The 24,405-nt window shown below is 57.7% G+C and carries 25 protein-coding genes; 10 read left to right on the top strand and 15 right to left on the bottom strand.

Annotation, left to right across the window (positions count from 1 at the left end):
- The 3 genes from sdhA to sdhC are packed head-to-tail and all read right to left on the bottom strand — an operon-like array spanning position 1 to position 2,512.
- Complete coding sequence (gene sdhA / locus B3511_RS05325; RefSeq protein ID WP_040076529.1) at positions 1 to 1,767, bottom strand: succinate dehydrogenase flavoprotein subunit; 1,767 nt, start codon at positions 1,765 to 1,767, stop codon at positions 1 to 3.
- A complete protein-coding gene (sdhD, locus tag B3511_RS05320) occupies positions 1,767 to 2,114 on the bottom strand; it encodes a succinate dehydrogenase membrane anchor subunit (RefSeq protein ID WP_040076530.1) in 348 nt (115 codons plus the stop codon). Before sdhD ends, sdhA begins: the two co-directional genes overlap by 1 nt.
- Positions 2,108 to 2,512 carry a succinate dehydrogenase cytochrome b556 subunit gene (sdhC, locus tag B3511_RS05315; protein WP_040076531.1) on the bottom strand — a complete coding sequence of 135 codons (405 nt, stop codon included), beginning with the start codon at positions 2,510 to 2,512 and terminating at the stop codon, positions 2,108 to 2,110. The genes sdhD and sdhC overlap by 7 nt, the downstream gene beginning before the upstream one ends.
- Before the next feature lie 326 nt (positions 2,513 to 2,838).
- On the opposite strand from sdhC, the gene B3511_RS20710 reads away from it, so the two are divergent.
- Positions 2,839 to 2,946, top strand: a complete 108-nt coding sequence (locus B3511_RS20710; protein ID WP_419395273.1) for a hypothetical protein — start codon at positions 2,839 to 2,841, stop codon at positions 2,944 to 2,946.
- 206 nt (positions 2,947 to 3,152) lie between these two features.
- Entirely contained in the window at positions 3,153 to 4,439 is a 1,287-nt protein-coding gene (gene gltA, locus B3511_RS05310) for a citrate synthase (RefSeq protein WP_286777692.1), read from the top strand.
- A gap of 40 nt (positions 4,440 to 4,479) precedes the next feature.
- On the opposite strand, the gene nei is transcribed toward gltA, so the two are convergent.
- The 10 genes from nei to B3511_RS05260 form a co-directional block, all read right to left on the bottom strand.
- On the bottom strand, positions 4,480 to 5,271 hold the full coding sequence (nei, locus tag B3511_RS05305) for an endonuclease VIII (protein WP_286777691.1): 792 nt from the start codon (positions 5,269 to 5,271) through the stop codon (positions 4,480 to 4,482).
- 14 nt (positions 5,272 to 5,285) lie between these two features.
- A complete protein-coding gene (gene pcp / locus B3511_RS05300; RefSeq protein WP_286777690.1) occupies positions 5,286 to 5,930 on the bottom strand; it encodes a pyroglutamyl-peptidase I in 645 nt (214 codons plus the stop codon).
- 9 nt (positions 5,931 to 5,939) lie between these two features.
- Positions 5,940 to 6,935 (bottom strand): DUF979 domain-containing protein, encoded by a 996-nt coding sequence (locus B3511_RS05295; protein WP_046886575.1) that lies wholly within the window; start codon positions 6,933 to 6,935, stop codon positions 5,940 to 5,942.
- Entirely contained in the window at positions 6,932 to 7,651 is a 720-nt protein-coding gene (locus tag B3511_RS05290; RefSeq protein WP_286777689.1) for a DUF969 domain-containing protein, read from the bottom strand. Before B3511_RS05290 ends, B3511_RS05295 begins: the two co-directional genes overlap by 4 nt.
- Positions 7,652 to 7,689: 38 nt before the next feature.
- Complete coding sequence (gene pxpA / locus B3511_RS05285; RefSeq protein WP_046886576.1) at positions 7,690 to 8,427, bottom strand: 5-oxoprolinase subunit PxpA; 738 nt, start codon at positions 8,425 to 8,427, stop codon at positions 7,690 to 7,692.
- Positions 8,414 to 9,346, bottom strand: a complete 933-nt coding sequence (gene pxpC / locus B3511_RS05280) for a 5-oxoprolinase subunit PxpC (protein ID WP_040076538.1) — start codon at positions 9,344 to 9,346, stop codon at positions 8,414 to 8,416. Before pxpC ends, pxpA begins: the two co-directional genes overlap by 14 nt.
- The gene (gene pxpB, locus B3511_RS05275; RefSeq protein ID WP_040076539.1) at positions 9,340 to 9,996 is read right to left on the bottom strand and encodes a 5-oxoprolinase subunit PxpB; all 657 of its coding nucleotides are present in this window, start codon (positions 9,994 to 9,996) and stop codon (positions 9,340 to 9,342) included. The genes pxpC and pxpB overlap by 7 nt, the downstream gene beginning before the upstream one ends.
- 14 nt (positions 9,997 to 10,010) lie before the next feature.
- The gene (locus tag B3511_RS05270) at positions 10,011 to 10,754 is read right to left on the bottom strand and encodes a type 2 GTP cyclohydrolase I (protein ID WP_046886577.1); all 744 of its coding nucleotides are present in this window, start codon (positions 10,752 to 10,754) and stop codon (positions 10,011 to 10,013) included.
- 10 nt (positions 10,755 to 10,764) lie between these two features.
- Complete coding sequence (gene phrB / locus B3511_RS05265; protein ID WP_286777688.1) at positions 10,765 to 12,183, bottom strand: deoxyribodipyrimidine photo-lyase; 1,419 nt, start codon at positions 12,181 to 12,183, stop codon at positions 10,765 to 10,767.
- Positions 12,184 to 12,355: 172 nt separating this feature from the next.
- On the bottom strand, positions 12,356 to 12,562 hold the full coding sequence (locus tag B3511_RS05260; RefSeq protein WP_046886579.1) for a YbfA family protein: 207 nt from the start codon (positions 12,560 to 12,562) through the stop codon (positions 12,356 to 12,358).
- Positions 12,563 to 12,870: 308 nt separating this feature from the next.
- On the opposite strand from B3511_RS05260, the gene kdpF reads away from it, so the two are divergent.
- The 6 genes from kdpF to kdpE are packed head-to-tail and all read left to right on the top strand — an operon-like array spanning position 12,871 to position 20,657.
- Complete coding sequence (gene kdpF, locus B3511_RS05255) at positions 12,871 to 12,960, top strand: K(+)-transporting ATPase subunit F (RefSeq protein ID WP_080346643.1); 90 nt, start codon at positions 12,871 to 12,873, stop codon at positions 12,958 to 12,960.
- Complete coding sequence (gene kdpA / locus B3511_RS05250) at positions 12,960 to 14,639, top strand: potassium-transporting ATPase subunit KdpA (RefSeq protein WP_286777687.1); 1,680 nt, start codon at positions 12,960 to 12,962, stop codon at positions 14,637 to 14,639. Before kdpF ends, kdpA begins: the two co-directional genes overlap by 1 nt.
- Before the next feature lie 18 nt (positions 14,640 to 14,657).
- Complete coding sequence (gene kdpB / locus B3511_RS05245; protein ID WP_286777686.1) at positions 14,658 to 16,706, top strand: potassium-transporting ATPase subunit KdpB; 2,049 nt, start codon at positions 14,658 to 14,660, stop codon at positions 16,704 to 16,706.
- A 12-nt stretch (positions 16,707 to 16,718) separates the two neighbouring features.
- Complete coding sequence (kdpC, locus tag B3511_RS05240; protein WP_286777685.1) at positions 16,719 to 17,294, top strand: potassium-transporting ATPase subunit KdpC; 576 nt, start codon at positions 16,719 to 16,721, stop codon at positions 17,292 to 17,294.
- A gap of 1 nt (position 17,295) precedes the next feature.
- Positions 17,296 to 19,983, top strand: coding sequence for a two-component system sensor histidine kinase KdpD (gene kdpD, locus B3511_RS05235; RefSeq protein ID WP_286777684.1), 2,688 nt, complete (start codon positions 17,296 to 17,298; stop codon positions 19,981 to 19,983).
- The gene (gene kdpE / locus B3511_RS05230; RefSeq protein WP_286777683.1) at positions 19,980 to 20,657 is read left to right on the top strand and encodes a two-component system response regulator KdpE; all 678 of its coding nucleotides are present in this window, start codon (positions 19,980 to 19,982) and stop codon (positions 20,655 to 20,657) included. The genes kdpD and kdpE overlap by 4 nt, the downstream gene beginning before the upstream one ends.
- Before the next feature lie 64 nt (positions 20,658 to 20,721).
- Here the strand turns inward: kdpE and pgm are convergent, their stop codons facing one another.
- Together pgm and seqA are read right to left on the bottom strand one after the other, a co-directional pair.
- Positions 20,722 to 22,362 (bottom strand): phosphoglucomutase (alpha-D-glucose-1,6-bisphosphate-dependent), encoded by a 1,641-nt coding sequence (gene pgm, locus B3511_RS05225; RefSeq protein ID WP_040076548.1) that lies wholly within the window; start codon positions 22,360 to 22,362, stop codon positions 20,722 to 20,724.
- A gap of 24 nt (positions 22,363 to 22,386) precedes the next feature.
- Entirely contained in the window at positions 22,387 to 22,929 is a 543-nt protein-coding gene (gene seqA / locus B3511_RS05220) for a replication initiation negative regulator SeqA (protein WP_040076549.1), read from the bottom strand.
- 183 nt (positions 22,930 to 23,112) lie between these two features.
- On the opposite strand from seqA, the gene ybfF reads away from it, so the two are divergent.
- On the top strand, positions 23,113 to 23,886 hold the full coding sequence (ybfF, locus tag B3511_RS05215; RefSeq protein WP_286777682.1) for an esterase: 774 nt from the start codon (positions 23,113 to 23,115) through the stop codon (positions 23,884 to 23,886).
- Positions 23,887 to 24,027: 141 nt separating this feature from the next.
- On the top strand, positions 24,028 to 24,315 hold the full coding sequence (gene ybfE, locus B3511_RS05210) for a LexA regulated protein (protein WP_046886586.1): 288 nt from the start codon (positions 24,028 to 24,030) through the stop codon (positions 24,313 to 24,315).
- Positions 24,316 to 24,405 lie beyond the last annotated feature (90 nt).

Raw genomic sequence — 24,405 nt, 5'->3', positions numbered from 1 at the left:
TTAGTAAGTACGAATCTTCGGCGGGAACGCCGGACGCAGTTTCGGTTCCATGTTCACGCTACGACGCGTCATGGTTTCCGACTCTGGCAGATACAGGGAATGGCACAGCCAGTTTTCGTCGTCACGATCCGGGAAGTCGAAGCGGCTATGCGCGCCACGGCTCTCGGTACGGAAGTTTGCCGACATCGCAGTCGCGAATGCGGTCTCCATCAGGTTATCCAGCTCCAGACACTCAACGCGCTGGGTGTTGAACTCGCTGGAGGTATCGTCCAGACGGGCGTTTTTCAGACGCTCACGGATCGCTTTCAGCTGCTCAAGCCCTTTCGCCATCGCGTCACCTTCGCGGAAGACCGAGAAGTTATGCTGCATGCACTCTTGCAGCGCTTTACGGATTTCCACCGGATCTTCGCCGTTACGGTTGCCGTTCCAGCGGTTGAGGCGCTCGAGGGAGGCATCGATTTCAGCGTCGGTGGCGTCAAGCAGGTCGCCCTGCTCGGCAATGGATTCCTGCAGATGCAGACCCACCGCACGACCAAATACCACCAGGTCCAGCAGGGAGTTGCCGCCCAGACGGTTTGCACCGTGGACGGATACACAGGCGATTTCGCCGACGGCGAACAGGCCTGGGATGACCACATCTTCGCCCTGCGCGTTCACGGTCAATGCCTGACCGGTCACTTTGGTCGGAATACCGCCCATCATGTAGTGGCAGGTTGGGATAACCGGGATAGGTTCTTTAACCGGGTCAACGTGGGCAAAGGTACGGGACAGCTCCAGAATGCCCGGCAGGCGGGATTCCAGTACCTCTTTACCCAGGTGGTCGAGCTTCAGCTTCGCGTGTGGACCCCATGGGCCATCGCAGCCGCGGCCTTCGCGGATTTCGATCATGATGGAACGCGCCACCACGTCACGACCCGCCAGGTCTTTCGCATTCGGGGCATAACGCTCCATGAAGCGCTCGCCATGTTTGTTCAGCAGGTAGCCACCTTCACCACGGCAGCCTTCTGTCACCAGAACGCCCGCGCCGGCGATGCCGGTTGGGTGGAACTGCCACATCTCCATATCCTGCACCGGCACGCCCGCGCGGATAGCCATACCAACGCCGTCACCGGTGTTGATGTGGGCGTTAGTGGTGGACTGATAAATACGGCCTGCACCGCCGGTCGCCAGCACGGTTGCACGGGCTTTGAAGTAGACCACTTCGCCGGTCTCGATGCACAGTGCGGTACAACCTACCACTGCGCCATCGGCGTTTTTCACCAGATCCAGCGCATACCACTCGGAGAAGATGGTGGTGTGATTTTTCAGGTTCTGCTGGTACAGGGTATGCAGCAGGGCGTGACCGGTACGGTCAGCCGCCGCCGCGGTACGTGCCGCTTGCTCGCCACCGAAATCTTTCGACTGGCCGCCAAACGGACGCTGATAGATAGTGCCATTTTCCAGACGGGAGAACGGCAGACCCATATGGTCCAGCTCCAGAATCGCTTCCGGGCCGGTTTTACACATATATTCGATGGCATCCTGGTCGCCGATATAATCGGAACCTTTCACCGTGTCGTACATGTGCCATTCCCAGTTATCTTCATGGGTATTACCCAGCGCCACGGTGATGCCACCCTGGGCTGAAACGGTATGGGAACGGGTCGGGAACACTTTAGAGAGCAGCGCACAGGTCTGGCCGCTCTGGGAAATTTGCAGTGCGGCACGCATACCTGCGCCACCCGCACCAATTACGACAGCATCAAATTCTCTGACTGGCAGTTTCATCACACACCCCACACCACAACGAATCCATAAATAACGTAAACCACTAACGCCACAACGATAGCCAGCTGCAGCGGCAGACGAATTGCCAGAGGTTTAACGTAATCGGTCAGAACCTGCCACATACCAATCCAGGCGTGGATCAGAATGGAGAACAGGGCCAGCAGGGTGAAGACTTTGGTGAAAGCCGAGCCGAAGAATCCGCTCCAGATTTCCCACGTCAGGTCGCCGCTGGTGGCGAAGAAACCGATCAGATAGATGATGTAGAGGGTGAGGACGATGGCAGTAGCGCGAACCAGAATGAAATCATGTACGCCGTTGCGTCCTAATGCGGAGGCGTTGCTTACCATACGAGAACTCCTGCAAGAAGTGAAAGCACGACAGTAATCACAAATGAAATATTGGCAGTACGTTTACCCGCTTCGAAGGTCTCTTCCAGATAGCCGAAATCCATCAGCATATGGCGAACACCACCGACAACGTGATACGCCAGTGCGGTGAGAATGCCCCACATGATAAATTTCACGAAGAAGCTGCCCATGATGGCAGACGCCTGGAGGAATCCTTCCGGGGAAGAGAGGCTGGTACCCAGCAACCACAGCAGAATGCCTACCGCCACAAACGTAATCACACCGGATACACGGTGGAGAATGGACGCTATTGCCGTTACGGGGAATCGGATCGTTTTAAGATCCAGATTGACAGGTCTTTGTTTTTTCACATTTCTTATCATGAATAACGCCCACATGCTGTTCTTATTGTTTCCTTCCTCCGGACTGCTTGCGGGTCAGACAGCGTGCCTTTTCTATAACTGTGCGTCATGTAAAACATTGCTTCCAGATGTTCAAATGACACATTACAACGCTGGGTGGCTCGGGATTGCAGGGTTTTCCGGAGACCTGGCCGCAGTATAGGGCGTTCACAAAATCATTACAATTAACCTACATATAGTTTGTCGGGTTTTATGCCGAACAGTGATCAGGGTCACGATAACAACATCTTTTTAAATTTTAATCATCTGATTTGACAAATGTTAAACATTATTGTTACAAACATCACCAGAAAAGGCATATAATGCGCAAAAGTTATGAGGTCTTGCTTTCACCTGAGAATAAGTTATGTAACAGTGTGGTGGTATTGACCGAAGTTATCAGGACAGTTATTAGTGATATACAGGTTTGAATAATTCGGACCGCGAAGACACTGATTTGCTGTTGTTTCACTGATTTTTCAACTCATTACCTGCAAGGCGCCATAGCTCTGTACCCTGGTTTCTCCTCGTGAGCTGAGCGGTAAGCCAAATAACAAACTGGTAACGGTGTTAAATCAGCAGAATGCAAATCCGGTAAACCGTGGTCTTAAGCAATAAGGCGCTAAGGAGACCGTAAATGGCTGATACAAAGGCAAAGCTCACCCTGGGTGGTGATAATGCTATTGAACTGGATGTGCTAAAAGGCACACTCGGTCAGGATGTTATTGATATCCGTACGCTGGGTTCTAAAGGGGTATTCACCTTTGACCCTGGATTCACCTCTACCGCATCTTGCGAATCCAAAATCACCTTTATCGACGGTGATGAAGGTATCCTGTTACACCGCGGTTTCCCCATCGATCAGTTAGCTACCGACTCCAATTATCTGGAAGTGTGCTACATCCTGCTGAACGGCGAAAAACCGACGCAGGCGCAATACGATGAATTCAAAACCACCGTAACCCGTCATACCATGATCCATGAGCAGATTACCCGTCTGTTCCATGCGTTCCGTCGTGACTCTCACCCAATGGCGGTGATGTGCGGAATTACCGGTGCGCTGGCAGCGTTCTACCACGACTCACTGGACGTGAATAACCCACGTCACCGTGATATCGCGGCATTCCGTCTGCTGTCCAAAATGCCAACCATGGCCGCGATGTGCTACAAGTACTCGATCGGTCAGCCGTTCGTTTATCCGCGTAACGACCTCTCCTACGCGGGTAACTTCCTGCGCATGATGTTCTCCACGCCGTGTGAAGAGTACGAAGTGAACCCGGTACTGGAACGCGCTATGGATCGTATTCTGATCCTGCACGCTGACCACGAGCAGAACGCATCGACCTCTACCGTACGTACCGCGGGCTCTTCGGGCGCAAACCCGTTCGCCTGTATCGCTGCGGGTATCGCCTCCCTGTGGGGACCGGCGCACGGCGGCGCGAACGAAGCGGCGCTCAAAATGCTGGAAGAGATCAGCTCCGTTGAGCACATTCCGGAATTCGTACGCCGTGCGAAGGATAAGAATGACTCCTTCCGCCTGATGGGCTTCGGTCACCGTGTTTACAAAAACTATGACCCGCGCGCCACCGTAATGCGTGAAACCTGCCACGAAGTGCTGAAAGAGCTGGGTACCAAAGATGACCTGCTGGAAGTGGCGATGGAGCTGGAACACATCGCGCTGAACGACCCGTACTTCATCGAGAAGAAACTCTACCCGAACGTCGACTTCTACTCAGGCATCATCCTGAAAGCGATGGGTATTCCGTCTTCCATGTTCACCGTGATCTTCGCCATGGCACGTACCGTGGGCTGGATTGCACACTGGAACGAAATGCACAGCGAAGGCATGAAAATCGCCCGTCCTCGTCAGCTGTATACCGGCTACGAGCAGCGTGATTTTAAATCTGACATCACTGAGCAGTAATCTGCGAAGGATGTTAAAAACGCGCCTCCGGGCGCGTTTTTTATTTCTGGCAGTATGGACACCAGTAAAATGGCCGCGATGAGACCGTCGTCTTCTCAATCACCCCGCCGCAGCGCTCGCACCGTTTCCCATCCCGATGAAAGACCTTAAAGCGGAACAACGCCCCATGATGTTTGTTCTCATTCACCACGCCGCGCGTCTGGTAAGAGAGCCGCGGTATGGCCAGCAGCGCCTGGGATAACGCCTCAAGCTGGGGTTCACTGAGCTGCGACGCTTTGCGCTGTGCCGCCAGCCCCACTTCCCAGAGGATCTCCACCCGCAGGTAATTTCCCAGCCCGGCGAGAAACGCCTGATCGAGCAACAGCCCGGAAAATTGCCGATTACGAAACGCAGGAGAGAGCAGCCTGGCTTTCACCTCCTCCACCGTCAACCGCGGATCCAGCACATCGGGCCCTACACGCTGTAAAAACGGATGGGTGGTGAGTTGTTCGGGGGTGAGCATCTCTATATCCGAGGCGCTGTAGAGCAAAATGGTGTTCTCGGCGCTCTGGAGTTTGACCCGCAGCACGCGGTTGGTCTGCACCGTTTCGCCGGTTTTTACTACCCGCCATACGCCGTACAGTTGATTATGGCTGTAGAGCGTCAGCTGATTAGAGAAATGGGTCAGCAACGCTTTCCCGCGCGTTTCGATATGGGTGATCGTCTGCCCCAGCAGCCGGGACTCATAGGGCTTTAATTGCGGGAAGGCAAACCACGCTCCGGTGAGGGGTTTGCCTTTGATCGCCGCCTCCAGGTTATCCGCCGCACGGCGGATCTCCGGGCCTTCTGGCATAATATCGTCCTTAGTTAATGTGTCGCACCGCCGGTAATTTTACTGTCAACCTGCTGGCGAATAGCCACCGCAATGGCAACCTCAAGGCCTCGCTGTACCGTGTGTGCCGCCATGCTCGGTGCCCCTATATGGGCGGCGGCCTGTTCCGGCAGATAAGGGATGTGGATAAACCCGCCCTTCACGCCGGGCCGCTTAGCGATAGTATTCAGCAGGCCATACATCACATGATTACAGACGAAAGTGCCTGCCGTCTGGGAAACCGAAGCAGGAACGCCTGCCTCACGCAGGGCAGCTACCATCGCTTTGATTGGCAGAGAACTAAACCATGCGGCCGGGCCGTCTGGCACAATCGCCACGTCAACGGGCTGCTGACCTTTATTATCCGGAATGCGCGCGTCATCGACGTTGATCGCCACCCGTTCTACGGTAATGTCCACGCGGCCGCCCGCCTGCCCTATCGCCAGGATCACCGACGGTTGCAGTTCATCAATGGCCGCATTCAGCACCGCCAGCGACTCGCCAAACACGCACGGCAACTGCCGCGTCACCACGCGACAGTGCTCAATGGTCATCCCTTCAAGCTGTTTTACCACTACCCAGGAAGGGTTTACGGTCTCGCCGCCAAAGGGTTCGAAACCGGTCACTAATACGGTTTGCATGGTCTCTCCTTACAAGAACATCAGGAAGTAGAGTAAGAAAACGTTGGCAATCAGCAGCAGCACGCCTGTCGGCACCTGCGCCTTAATCACCGCATTTTTATCTGGCAACTCCAGCAGCGCCGCCGGCACGATATTGAAGTTTGCCGCCATCGGCGTCATTAGAGTGCCGCAGTAGCCAGAGAACATCCCGATCGCCGCCATCACCGCCGGGTTACCGCCGTGCTGCAGTACCAGGATCGGAATACCAATCCCTGCCGTCACGATCGGGAAGGCGGCAAAGGCGTTGCCCATGACCATGGTCAGCAGCGCCATCCCAATGGCGTAGACCGCCACGGCGATAAAGCGGCTATCGACAGCCAGATAGGTCTGGGTGAGCCAGGAGATCCCCTCCCCGACGCCCGCCGCGGTGAACAACAGCCCCAGCGTGGCGAGGATTTGCGGCAGAATAAAGGCCCAGCCGATGGAGTCCAGCAGACGGCGCGCCTCCTGAATCGGCTGATGCACCTTCTCATGAGTCATTTTAACCGCCATGCCCAGGCCAATCAGCGAACCGACGGTCATCGAGAAGAGCGTCACCAGCGTGGAGTGGTTGCCAGGCCCGAACAGCGCTTCCTGAAGGCCCGGAATATGGTTAAACATCAGCACGCCTACCACCGTCACCACCGGGATCGCCAATGCCGGATAGAAGAGCCGGTTGCCGAGTCGTTTGGCGCTGGCTTCACGCTCTTCTGGTTTACGCTGATGATAGCTTCCCAGACGCACGCCGCCGAAGCCGGCAATCAGCGCCAGCGCCACCACCGCTGCCCCCACGGCGATGTGCACCGTGCGTTTGTCGCCCACCAGCTGATAGGTCCAGTCACCGAGCAGGAACATCAGGCCATAGATGCCCCAGAACAGCCCGGTAGTGATACGGCGTGGGTTGGCTTTATCGCGAAATGACATCAAGGCGACGATAATCAGCACCAGGCCGGCAAGCCAGTAAAGATAGCTTTGCTGGAAATTCATTCGGCACCTCCCGGCGTGCGGAGGGTTTTTGCCAGCTCGCGCTCAAGGTGTTTATCCAGACGCCACAGACGGGTAGCGTGGATCACAAAGGCGCAGATCGCGGTCGGGATCCCCCACAAAGCAATGTGCAGCGGCTCGGTCTGAATCCCTCCGGACTCCAGCATAAAGTTGTGCATAAAGATGATGGCCCCGAAGGCGACAAAAATGTCTTCTCCGAAGAACAGCCCGACGTTGTCAGTCGCGGCCGACATGGCGCGCAGACGATAACGCACGGCACCCGGCAGCTCGCCGAACTTCTGCTCAGCCGCCCCTTCCGCCATCGGCGCCAGCAGCGGTCGCACCATCTGTGGATGACCGCCAAGGCTGGTCAATCCCATCGCGGCAGAGGCTTCGCGCACAAAGAGGTAGACGATCAGCAGGCGGCCCGAGGTGGCGCTGCGGATCTTCGCGATCCACGCCTGGGCGCGCTCTTTCAGCCCGTGACGCTCAAGCAGGCCGATCACCGCCAGCGGGATCAGCAGGATATAAGGCAGGTTACGGGTGTTGAGGAACCCTTCGCCCAATTTTTCGAGGATGGTTGCAATCGGCATCTGCGCCGCCAGCCCCGTCACGATCCCGGCGACAATGACCACCAGCACCGGGTTAAAGCGTAAAAGAAATCCGACCACAATCACCGCGATACCGATGAGTGGCCAGAGGTTTAGCGTCTCTGCCATGATGACGTTCCTGTTGGTTGTGTTGTGTTTTAAGTGCGCTACGCGCTAATTTTTATCTGTTGTGCGGCAAATTCACTGCGCAGGCGTCGGGCAAATTCCAGGGCATGGTCACCGTCACCGTGAATGCACACGCTTTGCGCCTTCACCGTCGCCCACTCGCCGGTAATACTTTTCACCCGACCGTGTTGCACCATCTCCAGGGTCTGCGCCAGCGACTGCTGCTCGTCGACGATCAGCGCGCCTGGCTGGCCTCGCGGCACCAGGCTACCGTCCGCCTGATATCCCCTGTCGGCAAAGACCTCTTCTCGCGTCACCAGCCCGTAACGCTCCCCGGCACGGATCAGTTCGCTCCCGGCCAGACCGACAAGGATCAGCGCGGGATCGGCGGCGTGCACCGCACGGGCGATAGCGTCAGCCAGCATCGGCTCTTTGGCCGCCTGGTTATAGAGCATACCGTGGGGTTTGACGTGGCGTAGCTGCCCCCCTTCTGCGCGTACCATCCCCGCCAGGGCACCAATCTGATACAACACCTGGGCGTAGACGGTCTCCGGCGGCAGGGTCATTGCCGTGCGGCCAAAATTTTCCCGATCCGGGAAGCTGGGATGCGCCCCGATGGCTACGCCATTTTTCAGCGCTTCACGCACGCAGGTGAGCATGGTTTCGGCATCCCCGGCGTGAAAACCGCAGGCGATATTGGCGGACGAAACGAGCTGCAGCAGGGCGGCATCGCTGCCGCACCCCTCGCCTAAATCGGCATTTAAATCAATCACGTTCATGTAACCTCCATGCCAGCTGTTCGAGATACTGCTTCTGTACACGTCGCGCTTCCAGCGCCTCTTCCAGGGTGCAGGGCACAAAGTGAATCGGTTGTCCCAGCGGGATCTGCGCCAGATGATACATATCCGCTTCAATAATGCAGGCGATGCGTGGATAACCGCCGGTGGTCTGGGCATCGTTCATTAGTATGATCGGCTGACCGTTATGCGGCACCTGGATCACCCCCGGCAGCAGGCCATGCGACACCATTTCACGGTCGGTGGTGCGCTGCAGTTTCTGCCCCTGCAGGCGGTAGCCCATACGGTTACTTTGCGGACTGAGCTGCCAGGGCAAGCGCCAGAGCGCATCCTGCGAGGCCTGATCGAACTCATGATATTCCGGGCCCGGCAACGCGCGCACACGGTTATTCCAGAGCAGTTGTTTTACCCCCTGCGCCTCCATAAATGGGTGGCCGCCCGGGCAAATGGGCAGGCAATCACCATCTTTTAGCAGCCGGCCTTCAAAACCGCCCATACCAATTTTGAGATCGGTGCTGTAGGAGTCCATCACCTGCGGCACGTCAATGCCCCCGGCAATGGCCAGATAGCTGCGCATACCGTGTACAGGGCGCTTCAGGGTCAACCGCTGCCCGGCTTTCACCGGCAGACGCCACCCCGTCCAGACCGCCGCGTCGTCGAGCTTCGCATCACAGCCTGCCCCCGTCAGGGCAAACCAGCCGTCCTGTTCAAATTCGAAACAGCACTGGCCGAGCGTAATCTCCAGCGCGGCGGCGTCGGGTGCGTTGCCCACCAGCAGGTTGGCAATCTGCAATGCCGGTTTGTCCAGCGCGCCACAATAACTGATGCCCGACTGGCGTAAGCCAATCCGCCCGCCATCCTGCACGGAGGTATATAGCCCGGCTCGAATAACCTTTAACATACCCCCTCCTTTTGCGGGACAAAGCGCACGGTATCGCCGGGACGCAGCAGGACCGGCTCATCCAGACGCGGATCAAACAGCGGCAACGAGGTATGCCCAATCAGCTGCCAGCCGCCAGGGGATGCGAGCGGATAAATTCCGGTCTGCGCGCCGCCAATGCCCACGGAACCGGCAGGCACCTGCAGACGGGGTTCGTCGCGACGTGGCGTGGTCAGCTTTTCTGGCAAACCTCCCAGATAGGGGAATCCCGGCTGGAAGCCCAGGAACCAGACCACGTAATCGACTGATGCGTGAAGCTCGACAACCTGTTTCTCCGACAACCCCGCATGACGGGCCACTTCACCGAGATCGGGCCCGGCGCTTTTGCCGTAGACCACCGGGATCTCGATAGCGCGCGACTCAGGCTCCAGCGCCTCGCTCTCTTCCCACCAGCGTTGCAGCCGTTCAATGGCGTCCAGCGCCACCGAGTGTGGGTTGCGTAATACCACGGTGATGTTATTCATACCGGGGATCGCTTCCACCACCTCCGGAATTTCCCCGAGCCGCTGGGTTAAACGCCAGATCCTTTTTTGCGTCGCCAGGGTGACGGGAGGTTCCAGCTCCAGCACCACGGCGGTCTCGCCTAACAGATAACAACGCGCTCGCTGCACTTAAGCACCTCTCATCAGGCTGGATTAGGGATATCAATAAAAGTGACATCCAGGTCAGTATTTTCAGTCAGCCACTCGCTGAGCGCACGGATACCGCCGCGTTCGGTGGCGTGGTGTCCTGCGGCATAAAAATGCAGCCCCTGCTCGCGGGCAGAGTGAATAGTCTGCTCCGAAACTTCACCGGTGATAAACGCATCCACCCCGAAACGGGCCGCATTGTCGATAAAGCCCTGTCCGCCGCCGGTGCACCAGGCGACGCGTTTCACCAGATCCGGCCCGGTATCACCACTCCAGAGCGGGCGACGTCCCAGACGCGCTTCAATCCAGGAGGCCAGCTCCAGACCCGGTACCGGCATCGCCAGCTCGCCCCAGGGCAGCAGCTCTTCAATTTCGCCCATCACCGTAATGCCCAGTAGCTGTGCCAGCTGGACGTTGTTGCCCAACTCCGGGTGGGCATCGAGCGGCAGGTGCCAGCCGTACAGGTTGATATCGTTGGCCAGCAGCGTTTTTAAACGGTTACGCTTCATGCCGCGGATAATCGGCGCTTCGTTTTTCCAGAAATAACCATGATGCACGATCACCGCATCCGCATTCTGGCGCACGGCCTCATCCAGCAGCGCCTGGCTGGCGGTCACGCCGGTAATAATTTTCTGTACCTGTTCGCGCCCTTCGACCTGCAGACCATTAGGGCCGTAGTCGCTAAATTTGGCGCTGTTGAGTTTGTCGTTAATCAGGCTTTCCAGTTCGCTGTTCTTCATCATCACTCTCTTACGCTTTACGGGCAGCTTCATAGGCTGCCAGGGTGGCGGCGCGCGCCTGTTTATGGTCGACAACCGGACGCGGATAGTCGAGGGTCACCCCTTGTTTATCCGCCCAGATCCACGGGTCGTGAATCGCCTTGTCTGGCAAACTTGCCAGCTCCGGCAGCCAACGGCGGATAAACGCGCCGTCGGCATCAAACTTCTGCCCCTGGGTTGTCGGGTTAAAAATGCGAAAATAGGGAGCCGCATCGGTGCCGGTTGAGGCGGCCCACTGCCAGCCGCCGTTATTGGCGGCCAGATCGCCATCAATCAACTGAGACATAAAATAACGCTCCCCAATACGCCAGTCGATAAGCAGATCCTTTACCAGAAAACTGGCGGTAATCATGCGCAGACGGTTGTGCATCCAGCCCGTTTCATTGAGCTGACGCATGGCCGCATCGACGATGGGATAGCCGGTTTGCCCCTGTTGCCATGCATGAAGCTGCTTTTCATCGTGCTGCCAGGCGACCTGTTCTGTCCAGCGGATGAATGGCCGATGTTTACATAAATCAGGGTGATACGTCATCAGATGACGATAAAATTCACGCCAGATAAGTTCATTGAGCCAGACCGCACCCGGTCCCCCCTCCAGCGCCCTGGGCTGTTCGGCCACCAGGCGATGCAGACACTGGCGCGGCGATAACACCCCGAGGGCCAGGCAAGCGGAAAGACGGCTGGTTCCTTCGACGGCCGGGAAATCGCGCTGAGCTTCATACTCCCCTGCCCCCTCCTTGCAAAAATGGCGCAGATGGGCAATAGCCTCTTTTTCCGTGGGGGGGAAGAGCCCGGCATCAAAGGGCTGTTGAGGATAATCGAAATCGAGCGGCGAGGCGTGCGCAGGCATCGCTTCCTCTCCTCGCGGGGTGGGTGCCGATGCGCACTCCGGCATGCCCTCCTTCAGGCGACGTAGCCAGGCGTTTTTGAACGGCGTAAAGACCTTGTACATCTCATGATTGCCCGTCATCACGCTGCCGGGTGGCAGGATCACGCTGTCATCAAAACCCTGACACGTTACCTGCTGCAGCGATCGCTCAAGCGCCCGATCGCGCTGCTGCTCGTTCACTTCGTACTGATAATTGTAAAAGAGATCCGTTACCTCATGTTCGGCACAGATTTGCGCCACTTTTTCAGCCTGGGCGGCAAAGTCATCAACCTCATCATAAAGAAGCGGAATGCCTTTTTCGGCCAGTTGTTGACGCAGATTATTTAAATGCGCATGAAGGTAAGCCGCCTGGCGCGGCGCCATAAGGTGACGCTGCCATTGACCGGGTGTCGCCAGGAAGAGCGCCAGTACGCGTGCATTTTTGTTCCGACAGGCGGCGGCAAGCGCCAGGTTGTCATGGATGCGCAGATCGGCGCGAAACCAGACCAGATGGATGGGCATAAAACTCCAGAGTGTTCGTCCGTAACAGAGTTGAGCGATTCAGAATACTTCGCATTAACAATTGTAGCCATTCTGAAATGACGCGATCTTCTCTGGTTGCCCTTCCTGCGGACATAAAAAAACCGCCACATTGCTGTGGCGGCGGGTTTATTGCTGTGTATCGTCTTTCTTATTAGTAAAAATCGCAGGTGGCTTTTTCCGCCTGCGCCATCCAGACCGGTTTATCGCTGGTTTTAGCCCAGACGCGGTGCAGATAGCTGTAAAAACGGGCACGATCTTTCCAGAACAACATCACCGGCAGCGCCAGGATGCCAGCCACCACGGCGAAAGCGCGGCGTAATAATACGATATGTGCCGGAAACTCTTTGTAGTGATCCATTATTCTCTCCCCTAAGTTGGCCGGAAACATGCTCCGGAAAAGTTAAACAGGTTATCTGGGTAAAATAGTACCGCGTTGACTGAAAGTTTACTACTCATCCGACCACTCTTTTTTATTCATTTAGTGAATATTTACACTTCTTTCGTAAGCCAGTTACAAAAAAGTTAAATTAATACTAATCATTAGTTAAATTGTGGTTTTGGCTATTTTTATACTTTTTTTACACCCTGCCCCCCGCTTTTTTACGAAATCTTTGCGCCGGAAATCCTACCTTTTTCATCAATATCAACGTCACCCGGAGGTGAATTGTGACTGCAGGTGTGATTACCGGCATCGTGCTGGTGTTCCTGTTACTGGCGTACCTGGTTTATGCCCTGATTAATGCGGAGGCATTCTGATGGCCGCGCAAGGATTTCTGCTGATTGCCAGCTTTCTGCTGGTCCTGTTCGTGCTGGCAAAACCGCTGGGTTCGCTACTTGCCCGCATGATTACCGGCACCCCGCTGCCAGCTATCGCGCGGCTGGATAGCGCCCTGCTGCGCGGCTTAGGTATTGCCTGTGAGGAGATGAGCTGGCGGCGCTATCTGGCGGCAATTCTGCTGCTGAACCTGGTGGGATTGGTCGTGTTGTTTGCCATGCTGATGCTACAGGGCACCCTGCCGTTTAACCCTCAGCAATTGCCCGGCCTCTCCTGGCATCTGGCGCTGAATACGGCGGTGAGCTTCGTCAGTAACACCAACTGGCAGTCGTATGCCGGGGAGTCAACGCTGAGCTACTTCAGCCAGATGGCTGGCCTGACGGTGCAAAACTTCCTCTCTGCCGCCAGCGGCATTGCGGTCATTTTCGCCCTGACCCGCGCCTTTGCCCGTCAAAGCGTGTCGACGCTGGGCAACGCCTGGGTGGATCTCACCCGGATTACGCTGTGGGTGCTGTTGCCGATCTCGCTGTTGTTGGCGCTGTTCTTTATCCAGCAAGGGACGCTGCAAAACCTGCACGCTTACCAGCCTTACACCTCGCTGGAAGGGGCAAAACAGCTGCTGCCAATGGGACCGGTTGCCTCTCAGGAGGCGATAAAAATGCTGGGCACCAACGGCGGCGGTTTCTTTAACGCAAACTCTTCACATCCTTTCGAGAACCCCACCGCGCTAACCAATTTCGCCCAGATGCTGGCGATCTTTTTAATTCCGACTGCGCTCTGCTTTGCCTTTGGTGAGGCCGTTCGCGATCGCCGCCAGGGTCAGGCGATCCTGTGGGCGATGTCGGCGATCTTCGTGGTGTGCGCCGGGCTGGTCATGTGGGCCGAGTGGCAGGGCAACAGCCACTTCCTGGCTCTCGGCGCGGATAGCGCAATCAACATGGAGGGCAAAGAGAGCCGCTTCGGCATTCTGGCCAGCAGCTTGTACGCGGTGGTGACCACGGCGGCCTCCTGCGGGGCGGTGAATGCCATGCACGACTCCTTTACCGCGCTGGGCGGGATGATCCCGCTGTGGCTGATGCAGATTGGGGAAGTGGTCTTCGGCGGGGTGGGTTCTGGTCTGTACGGCATGCTGTTGTTCGTCCTGCTGGCAGTATTTATCGCCGGGCTGATGATTGGCCGCACGCCGGAATATCTGGGTAAGAAAATTGACGTGCGCGAAATGAAGCTGACCGCACTGGCTATTCTGGTCACCCCCGCGCTGGTGCTGCTCGGTACCGCCCTGGCGCTAATGACCGACGCAGGACGCAGCGGCATCTTTAATCCCGGCATCCACGGTTTTAGCGAGGTGCTCTACGCGGTCTCTTCCGCAGCCAATAACAACGGTAGCGCCTTTGCCGGTTTAAGTGCGAACACGCCATTCTGGAACTGCCTGCTGGCGGCCTGCATGTTGCTGGGACGCTTTGGGGTGATTATTCCGGTGATGGCGATTGCCGGTGCTCTGGTCAATAAAAAAATCCAGCCTGCCTCTACCGGTACGCTGCCCACCAGCGGCCCGCTGTTTATCGGCCTGCTGATCGGCACGGTACTGCTGGTGGGTGCGCTGACCTTTATTCCCGCCCTCGCATTAGGCCCGGTCGCGGAACATCTCTCTTTACGCTGATTTTGCGGAGTATTAGTCATGAGTCGTAAGCAACTGGCCCTGCTCGAACCCTCGCTGGTTCGCCAGGCGCTGCTGGATGCGGTAAAAAAACTGAGTCCGCGCGTGCAGTGGCACAACCCGGTGATGTTTATCGTCTGGATTGGCAGCCTGCTCACTACCCTGCTTGCCATCGCGATGGCGGGGGGAAAACTGCCGGGCAATGCGGTGTTCACCGCGGCCATCAGCCTGTGGCTGTGGTTTACCGTCCTGTTTGCCAACTTTGCCGAAGCGCTGGCCGAAGGGCGGAGTAAAGCCCAGGCCAATAGCCTGAAGGGGGTAAAGAAAACGTCTTTTGCCCGCAAACTGCGTGAGCCGAAGTACGGCGCCGCCAGCGATAAGGTTCCGGCAGAGACCCTGCGCAAAGGGGATATTGTCCTGGTGGAAGCCGGCGATATCATTCCGTGCGATGGGGAGGTGATCGAAGGCGGCGCCTCGGTGGACGAGAGCGCCATCACCGGTGAATCGGCGCCGGTGATCCGTGAATCCGGCGGGGATTTTGCCTCCGTAACGGGCGGCACGCGCATTCTCTCGGACTGGCTGGTGATTCAGTGCAGCGTTAACCCTGGTGAAACCTTTCTTGATCGGATGATCGCCATGGTCGAAGGGGCCCAGCGCCGCAAGACGCCTAACGAAATTGCCCTGACCATTCTGCTGGTGGCCCTGACGCTGGTCTTCCTGCTGGCGACAGCCACCCTGTGGCCGTTCTCGGCTTACGGCGGCACGCCTGTGAGCGTGACGGTGCTGGTGGCGTTGCTGGTCTGCCTGATCCCAACCACCATCGGCGGGCTGCTCTCCGCCATCGGCGTAGCGGGGATGAGCCGGATGCTGGGGGCCAACGTTATCGCCACCAGCGGCCGCGCGGTCGAAGCGGCGGGCGACGTGGACGTATTACTGCTGGATAAAACCGGCACTATTACGCTGGGTAATCGCCAGGCGTCTGACTTTCTGCCCGCACCTGGCGTTGAGGAGAAGACCCTGGCCGACGCAGCACAGCTCGCCTCGCTGGCGGATGAGACGCCAGAAGGCCGCAGCATCGTGGTACTGGCGAAACAGCGCTTTAATCTGCGTCAGCGCGATGTACAGAGCCTGCAGGCTACCTTCGTGCCTTTCACCGCGCAGACCCGGATGAGCGGCATCAACATTCAGGATCGCCTGATCCGTAAAGGGTCAGTGGATGCCATTCGCCGCCATATCGCGGCCAATAATGGCCACTTTCCTGCTGAAGTCGATGCGCTGGTAGAGCGCGTCGCCAGGGAGGGTGCTACCCCGCTGGTGGTGGCCGAAGGCGCCAGCGTGCTGGGGGTCATCGCCCTGAAGGATATCGTTAAAGGCGGCATCAAAGAGCGCTTTGCTCAGTTGCGTAAGATGGGCATCAAAACGGTAATGATCACCGGTGATAACCGTTTGACCGCAGCGGCCATCGCGGCTGAAGCCGGGGTGGATGATTTTCTCTCTGAAGCCACCCCCGAGGCGAAGCTGGCGTTGATCCGCCAGTATCAGGCCGAAGGTCGGCTGGTGGCAATGACCGGCGATGGCACCAACGATGCGCCAGCGCTGGCCCAGGCGGACGTGGCGGTCGCCATGAACTCAGGTACCCAGGCGGCGAAAGAGGCGGGCAACATGGTCGATCTGGACTCAAACCCGACCAAGCTGATTGAAGTGGTACACATCGGTAAACAGATGCTGATGACCCGGGGCTCGCTTACTACCTTCAGTATTGCCAACGACGTGGCGAAATATTTTGCCATTATCCCGGCGGCCTTTGCGGTGACCTATCCGCAGCTCAACGCCTTGAATGTGATGCAGTTGCACTCCCCCGCATCGGCGATCCTCAGCGCGGTGATTTTTAACGCGCTGATCATCGTCTTCCTGATCCCGCTTGCGCTGAAAGGGGTGAGTTACAAGCCGCTCACCGCCGCCGCCATGCTACGTCGTAATTTATGGATCTACGGTCTGGGTGGACTACTGGTGCCCTTTATCGGCATTAAAGCGATCGACCTGCTGCTGACCGTGTTCGGACTGGTTTAAGAGGTAATTCAAATGGCTATGTTACGTCCCGCTATACTTTTGTTTATCTTGCTGGCCGCCATTACCGGCGGGCTCTACCCGCTGGTGACCACCGCGCTGGGGCAGTGGCTGTTTCATGATCGGGCCAACGGCTCTTTGATTATCCAGGGGAGCGAGGTTCGCGGTTCGCGGCTGATTGGGCAGAACTTTACCGGCGCGGGTTACTTCCAGGGGCGGCCTTCCGCCACGGCAGAAAGCCCGTATAATCCTATGGCCTCCGGGGGCAGTAATCTGGCCGGCAGTAACCCGGCGCTGGACAGCGCGGTAACAGAGCGGGTGACGGTCCTGCGTGCCGCCAACCCGCAAGCGACGGCGGCGGTACCGGTTGAGTTGATTACCGCCTCGGCCAGCGGACTGGATTACAGCCTCACCCCCGGCGCAGTCGCCTGGCAGATCCCCCGTGTCGCGCAGGCCCGCGGGCTAACCCCTGCCCAGGTCAGTGAACTGGTGGCAAAGCATACCCAAAAACCGCTGGTCGGCTTCCTGGGCATGCCGATAGTGAATATCGTTGAAGTAAACCTGGCGCTGGACGCACTAAGGAACCCTTAATATGACCGACGAGCCCCTGCGCCCGGATCCGGATCGTTTGCTGGAACAGACCGCTGCGCCCCACCGCGGTAAGCTAAAAATCTTCTTTGGCGCCTGCGCGGGGGTAGGAAAAACCTTCGCCATGCTGGCGGAAGCGCAGCGTTTGCGCGCCCAGGGGCTCGATATCCTGATCGGCGTGGTTGAAACCCATGGCCGTCAGGAGACCGCCGCACTGCTTACCGGGATGGCGACACAACCACCCCGGCATTTCACGCACCGTGGCCGTACGGTCACGGAGTTTGACCTTGATGCCGCCCTCGCCCGCCGCCCGGCGCTGATCCTGATGGACGAACTGGCCCACAGCAATGTGCCCGGATCCCGCCATCCCAAGCGCTGGCAGGATGTGGAAGAGTTGCTGGAAGCGGGCATCGATGTGTTTACCACCGTCAACGTGCAACATCTCGAAAGCCTCAATGACGTGGTGAGCGGTGTCACCGGCATTCAGGTGCGTGAGACGGTCCCCGACCCCTTCTTCGACGCCGCCGACGAGGTGGTGCTGGTGGATCTGCCGCCGGACGATCTGCGTCAGCGCCTGCATGAGGGCAAAGTCTATATTGCCGGTCAGGCCGAGCGCGCCATCGAACATTTCTTCCGTAAAGGTAATCTTATCGCCCTGCGCGAACTGGCGCTGCGTCGCACCGCCGACAGGGTGGACGATCAGATGCGAGCCTGGCGCGACCGCCAGGGAGAAGAGAAGGTCTGGCACACCCGCGACGCCATCCTGCTGTGCATTGGGCATAGCCGGGGTAATGAGAAGCTGGTACGTACCGCCGCGCGACTGGCGGCGAAGCTTGGCAGCGTCTGGCACGCGGTCTACGTCGAAACCCCGCAGCTACATCGCCTGCCGGAGCAGCAACGGCGCGCCATTCTTAGTGCCTTGCACCTGGCCCAGGAGCTCGGGGCCGAGACCGCCACGCTCACCGACCCGGCGGAAGATAAAGCCATTGTGCGCTATGCCCGGGAACATAACCTCGGCAAAATCGTGCTCGGACGTCGCAATCGCCGTCGCTGGTTCGATCGCAGCAGCTTCGCCGACAAGCTGGCCCAGCGCGCACCGGAGCTGGATCTGGTGGTGGTGGCGCTGGATGATACCCCTGCCCCGCTACTGGTCAAAACGCCCGATAATCGCACTTTTAACGAGAAGTGGCGCATCCAGCTGCGTGGTTGTCTGGTGGCTGTGCTGCTTTGCGCCCTCATTACCTTTATCACCAGTCAATGGCTGCCCGGTTTTGATGCGGCCAACCTGGTCATGATCTATCTGCTGGGAGTCGTGGTGGTGGCGCTGTTTTACGGGCGCTGGCCGTCGGTCCTGGCGACGGTGATTAATGTCATCAGCTTTGACCTCTTCTTTATTGCGCCACGCGGCACGCTGGCGGTTTCAGACGTGCAGTATGTGCTCACCTTCGCGGTAATGCTCGCCGTGGGATTGCTCATCGGTAACCTCACCGCCGGAGTACGCTACCAGGCGCGGATTGCCCGCTATCGTGAACAGCGCACCCGCCATCTGTATGAGATGTCGAAAGCGCTGGCGGTGGGCCGCACCCCGCTGGAGATCGTCCAGACCAGCCAGCAATTTATTCACTCCACCTTTCATGCCCACAGCCTGATTCTGCTGCCGGACGCCGAAGGCAAGCTCGGCCCGCTCACCCCCGCCACCGGCATGACGCCCTGGGACGAGGCGATAGCCCGCTGGAGCTTTGATAAAGGCTTACCGGCGGGTGCCGGCACGGATACCCTGCCCGGCGTGCCGTATCAAATTTTACCATTACGCAGCGCAGCCAATATTCAGGGGCTGGCCATTGTTGAGCCGACAAATCTGCGCCAGCTGATGATCCCCGAGCAGCAACGGCTACTGGAAACCTTTACCCTGCTGGTCGCCAGTGCGCTGGAACGGCTGGCCCTCACCACCAGCGAAGAGCAGGCAAGGCTTGCCAGCGAGCGGGAGAGTATTCGTAATTCACTGCTCGCCGCCCTGTCGCACGATCTCCGCACGCCGCTGACGGTGCTGTTTGGCCAGTCAGAAATTCTGACCCTCGACCTGGCGGCTGAAGGGTCGCCGCATGCTACGCAGGCCAGTGAGATCCGCCAGCATGTCCTCAATACCACCCGACTGGTCAACAATCTGCTGGATATGGCGCGCATCCAGTCTGGCGGCTTTAACCTGAAAAAAGAGTGGCTGACGCTGGAAGAGGTAGTCGGCAGCGCCCTGAAAACGCTGGAGCCGGGCTCGGGTGGGCGGCATATCGCGCTGGATCTGCCTGAGCCCCTGGCGCTGATCCACGTCGATGGTCCGCTGTTCGAACGGGTCCTCATCAATCTGCTGGAAAATGCGGTGAAATATGCCGGCCCGAAAGCCGATATCGGTATTCAGGCCCGGACAGCCGAAAACCGGTTTACGCTGACGGTGTGGGATAACGGACCGGGCATTCCTGACGGGCAAGAGCGCGCTATCTTTGATAAGTTTGCTCGCGGGAACAAAGAGTCGGCCATTCCTGGCGTCGGGCTGGGGCTGGCTATCTGCCAGGCGATAGTCGAGGTGCATGGCGGGACAATTACGGCGCAAAACCGCCCCGAGGGAGGGGCCCGTTTTTGTGTTACACTCCCGCTCGAACCGCCCCCTGAACTCAATGACTTACCCGAGGATATGTGATTAACGTCCTGATAATCGAAGACGAACTGGCTATCAGCCGCTTTCTGCGCACCGCTCTGGAAGCCGACGGTCTGCGCGTCTACGAAGCGGGAACACTGCAGCGCGGCCTGCTGGAAGCGGCGACGCGCAAACCCGATCTAGTGATCCTCGATCTCGGCCTGCCGGATGGCGACGGGCTGGATTTTATTCGCGACGTGCGCCAGTGGAGCCAGATGCCGATTATCGTCTTGTCGGCGCGGGTAGAAGAGGATGACAAAATTGCCGCGCTGGATGCCGGTGCAGACGATTATCTCAGCAAGCCTTTCGGCATTGGCGAACTGCAGGCGCGCCTGCGTGTGGCGCTGCGTCGTCATGGGAGTACAGCCTCTCCAGATCCCGTTCATCGCTTCTCGGATATCACCGTTGATCTGGCGGCGCGCCGTATTGTGCGTGGCGAAGAGGAGATCCACCTCACCCCCATTGAATTTCGCCTGCTGGCGATACTGCTTAACAATCATGGCAAGGTGCTGACCCAGCGCCAGCTGCTGAATCAGGTCTGGGGGCCGAACGCGGTAGAGCACAGCCACTACCTGCGTATTTATATGGGCCATCTGCGCCAGAAGCTGGAAGCCGATCCCGCGCGCCCGCGCCATCTGTTAACTGAAACCGGGGTCGGGTATCGCTTTTTGCTCTGATCGCAGGCCATAAAAAAACCCGGTGGCGCGACCGCCTACCGGGTATGTTTTCCGCCTTCCGCTATCAGGCGTTTTTCAGCACTTCGCTCACGATCTCTACTGCTTCTTTCTCAATCAGCTTACGGTGTTCGTCGCCGAGGAAGCTTTCGCAGTAAATTTTATACGCATCTTCAGTGCCGGACGGACGCGCCGCGAACCAGCCGTTTTCCGTCATCACCTTCAGGCCGCCAATAGAGGCGCCGTTGCCCGGGGCCGCGGTCAGACGGGCGGTGATCGGGTCACCCGCCAGGGTATCTGCGCTCACCTGCTCCGGAGAGAGTTTAGAGAGCGCCGCTTTCTGGGCAGAGGTTGCGCTCGCCTGGATGCGGTTATAGCTCGGTGCGCCAAAGCGTGCCGCCAGTTCGTTATAGTGCTCCTGCGGGTTTTTACCGGTAACCGCGGTAATTTCCGCAGCCAGCAGGCACATGATGATGCCGTCTTTATCGGTAGACCACGGGGTGCCATCGAAACGCAGGAACGAGGCCCCTGCGCTCTCTTCACCACCGAAGCCGAAGCTGCCGTCATGCAGACCATCCACGAACCATTTGAAGCCTACCGGAACTTCGACCAGGTTACGGCCGAGGTCGTTCACCACCCGGTCGATCATGGCGGAGGAGACCAGCGTCTTACCAACGGCGACCTCTTTGCCCCACTGTGGACGGTGCTGGAACAGGTAGTTAATCGCCACCGCCAGGTAGTGGTTCGGATTCATCAGCCCAGCCGGGGTGACGATGCCGTGGCGGTCATAATCCGGGTCGTTAGCGAAGGCCAGAGCGAACTTGTCGCGCAGCGCCAGCAGCCCCGCCATCGCACACTCGGATGAGCAGTCCATACGGATTGCGCCGTCTTTATCCAGGTGCATAAAGCGGAAGGTTTGATCGACCTGATCGTTAACCAGGGTCAGATCCAGCTTGTAAAACTCGGCGATACGTTTCCAGTATTCGATACCGGAGCCGCCGAGCGGATCGACGCCCAGCTTCAGGCCCGCTTTCTGGATAGCCGCCATATCGACGATATCCGCCAGCCCTTCAACGAAGGGCTGCACCAGATCCTGCTCTTTCACGTGGCCAGAGGCCATCGCCGCGTCCAGAGAGATACGCTTCACGCCTTTCAGACCATCGGCCAGCAGCGCGTTAGCACGATCTTCCACCACTTTGGTGACGTTGGTGTCAGCCGGGCCACCGTTAGGTGGGTTATATTTGATACCGCCATCTTCCGGCGGGTTATGCGACGGGGTGATGACGATACCATCGGCCTGCGCCCCGCCCTTTTTGTTATGCACCAGAATGGCGTTGGAGACGGCAGGGGTCGGCGTATAACCGTTATTTTCCTGCACGATTACGTCTACACCGTTGGCAGCCAGCACCTCCAGCACAGAGATAAATGCGGGCTCAGAGAGCGCATGGGTGTCTTTACCCACGTAGCATGGACCGGTTACACCATTTTTGGCGCGCTCTTCCGCGATGGCCTGGGCAATGGCCAGAATGTGTGGTTCGTTAAAACTGTGGCGCGCCGCGCTGCCGCGGTGACCAGACGTACCAAACTTCACTGCGTGTTCTGCGTTGCCCGCCTGAGGCTTCAGCACATAGTACTGAGATGTCAGTTGAGCGACGTTAATCAAATCGCTTTGTTGTGCAGGCTGACCCGCACGAGTGTGATTTGCCATTGCCTGATCCTTCCAATGCAAGGGTTAGATTGTACCGCAAACCTTATCAGTCAATTCCGCCGGGAACTGCATGGACTGCATGATATGTTCGATCATGCTGCGCTTGCGTCCCGTGTTGGTATTGGTGATGACCCAGTACGGCGTACCAGGAACATGTTTGGGCTTAGTTTGATTGCCATTCTGCAACAGGGTCTGCTCGTCGCCCGCGAAGTAGACGCGGGTGCGGCCATGCAGAGATTCTGTTGCGTCAGCGAATGCCTTGTTATCCAGTGAATACAGTGTAGACAGCACCAGCATAAAGCGGTTGACGGCTTTCTTTTGTTCCGCGTATTCGTCCGAGAGCAGGAGCTCGCGCATCGCGCGCACTCTGTCTTTTGCCGGGGTATTCGGCTTTTCTTGCGCAGGCGCAGAAGGCAGGCGCACTTCTTTGGTGGCCGGAGCGGCAGACAGGGTGGCATTAGAAACTTTCAGCATGCGCCGTAAAATGTCGGACGCGCTCTCGCCGATATGCCGGGTCTGGCTGGCAATATAGTGATAGAGCTCGTCATCAACTTCGATTGTTTTCATCTTAATCCAGTGCGATATCTTATCTGAATACAAGTCGTTGGGAGTATAAGGTCTAAACCCAACAGCGGATAGCGTCAAACCTGAGTGGCGGCAAAAGTCAGATTAAACTGTTTCCTTGCAGCCGGGCGGCAGAATGGTCAACATAATACCCTAACCTGACATCCGTAAAAAAAGAACTTTGCCATGAAATTAAATACCCGAGCGCAATCTGCACAATCGCCGCACAATAATTCTCCCGTTGTTCTGGTTCACGGTCTGTTTGGTAGCCTGGATAACCTGGGCGTGCTGGCGCGGGATTTAGTCACCGATCACGATATCCTGCAGGTGGATATGCGTAACCACGGTCAGTCGCCCCGTTCCTCTGAAATGACCTACGCCGCAATGGCTCAGGATCTGCTGGACACGCTGGATGCGCACAACATTGAGAAAGCCATATTGATTGGCCACTCGATGGGCGGCAAAGCGGTGATGGCGCTGACGGCGCTGGCCCCGGAACGCATTGCGGGGCTGGTGGTCATTGATGTGGCGCCGGTTGATTATCAAGTACGTCGTCATGATGAGATCTTTGCTGCTATCAATGCGGTCACGGACGCAGCGGTGACGACACGCCAGCAGGCCGCTGCGATTATGCGCCAGCATCTCGATGAAGAGGGGGTGGTGCAGTTCTTGCTGAAATCCTTTATTGATGGCGCCTGGCGCTTCGATGTTCCTGTGTTGTGGGATCAATATGCCAATATTGTGGGCTGGCAGACCGTTCCGGTCTGGCCGCATCCGACGCTCTTTATTTGCGGTGGCAACTCTCCTTATGTTACTGAGGCTTACCGTGAAGCACTTCTGGCGCAATTCCCTCAGGCCCGGGCGCATGTCATTGCGGGGGCAGGACACTGGGTTCACGCTGAAAAACCTGATGCCGTGCTACGTGCCATCCGTCGTTACCTCGCTGAAGGCGAGAATTGATTAAAAAATTGATTAAAAAGAAAGCGACCGGTCGTCTGGGGGCGACCAGTCGTTGGCGTGCTGTTTTCGGTGATGTATGATGGCGCGCTTATCGCCCGGGCTTTAGCAGGGCGTCTTTGTTTCCCCCGAAGTCTCAAAATCATGGCCAAAGAACAAACGGACCGCACGACACTAGATCTGTTCGCGAATGAGCGTCGCCCGGGACGACCGAAAACCAATCCGCTTTCGCGCGATGAACAGCTGCGCATCAATAAGCGCAACCAACTTAAACGCGATAAAAGTCGTGGGCTTAAACGCGTCGAGTTAAAATTGAACGCTGACGCCGTAGACGCCCTGAACGAACTGGCCGCGGCCCGGGAGATGAGCCGTAGCGAACTTATCGAAGAGATGCTGATGCTGCAGCTGGAACAGCTGCACGGCAAAGCCTAAGTCAGAAAAATCCCCTTCTTCTTGTTTTCATGTAGCACAGAGTGCAGTCCTGCGCGATAGCAGTTTCCGCAGGCTTCTCTGTTCTGCTAT

This window comes from Leclercia sp. UBA1284, from assembly GCF_002308415.1.
Taxonomy (GTDB): domain Bacteria; phylum Pseudomonadota; class Gammaproteobacteria; order Enterobacterales; family Enterobacteriaceae; genus Enterobacter; species Enterobacter pneumoniae.
Note: the sequence above shows the minus strand (reverse complement) of the source record. Positions and strands in the feature narration are given on the sequence as shown.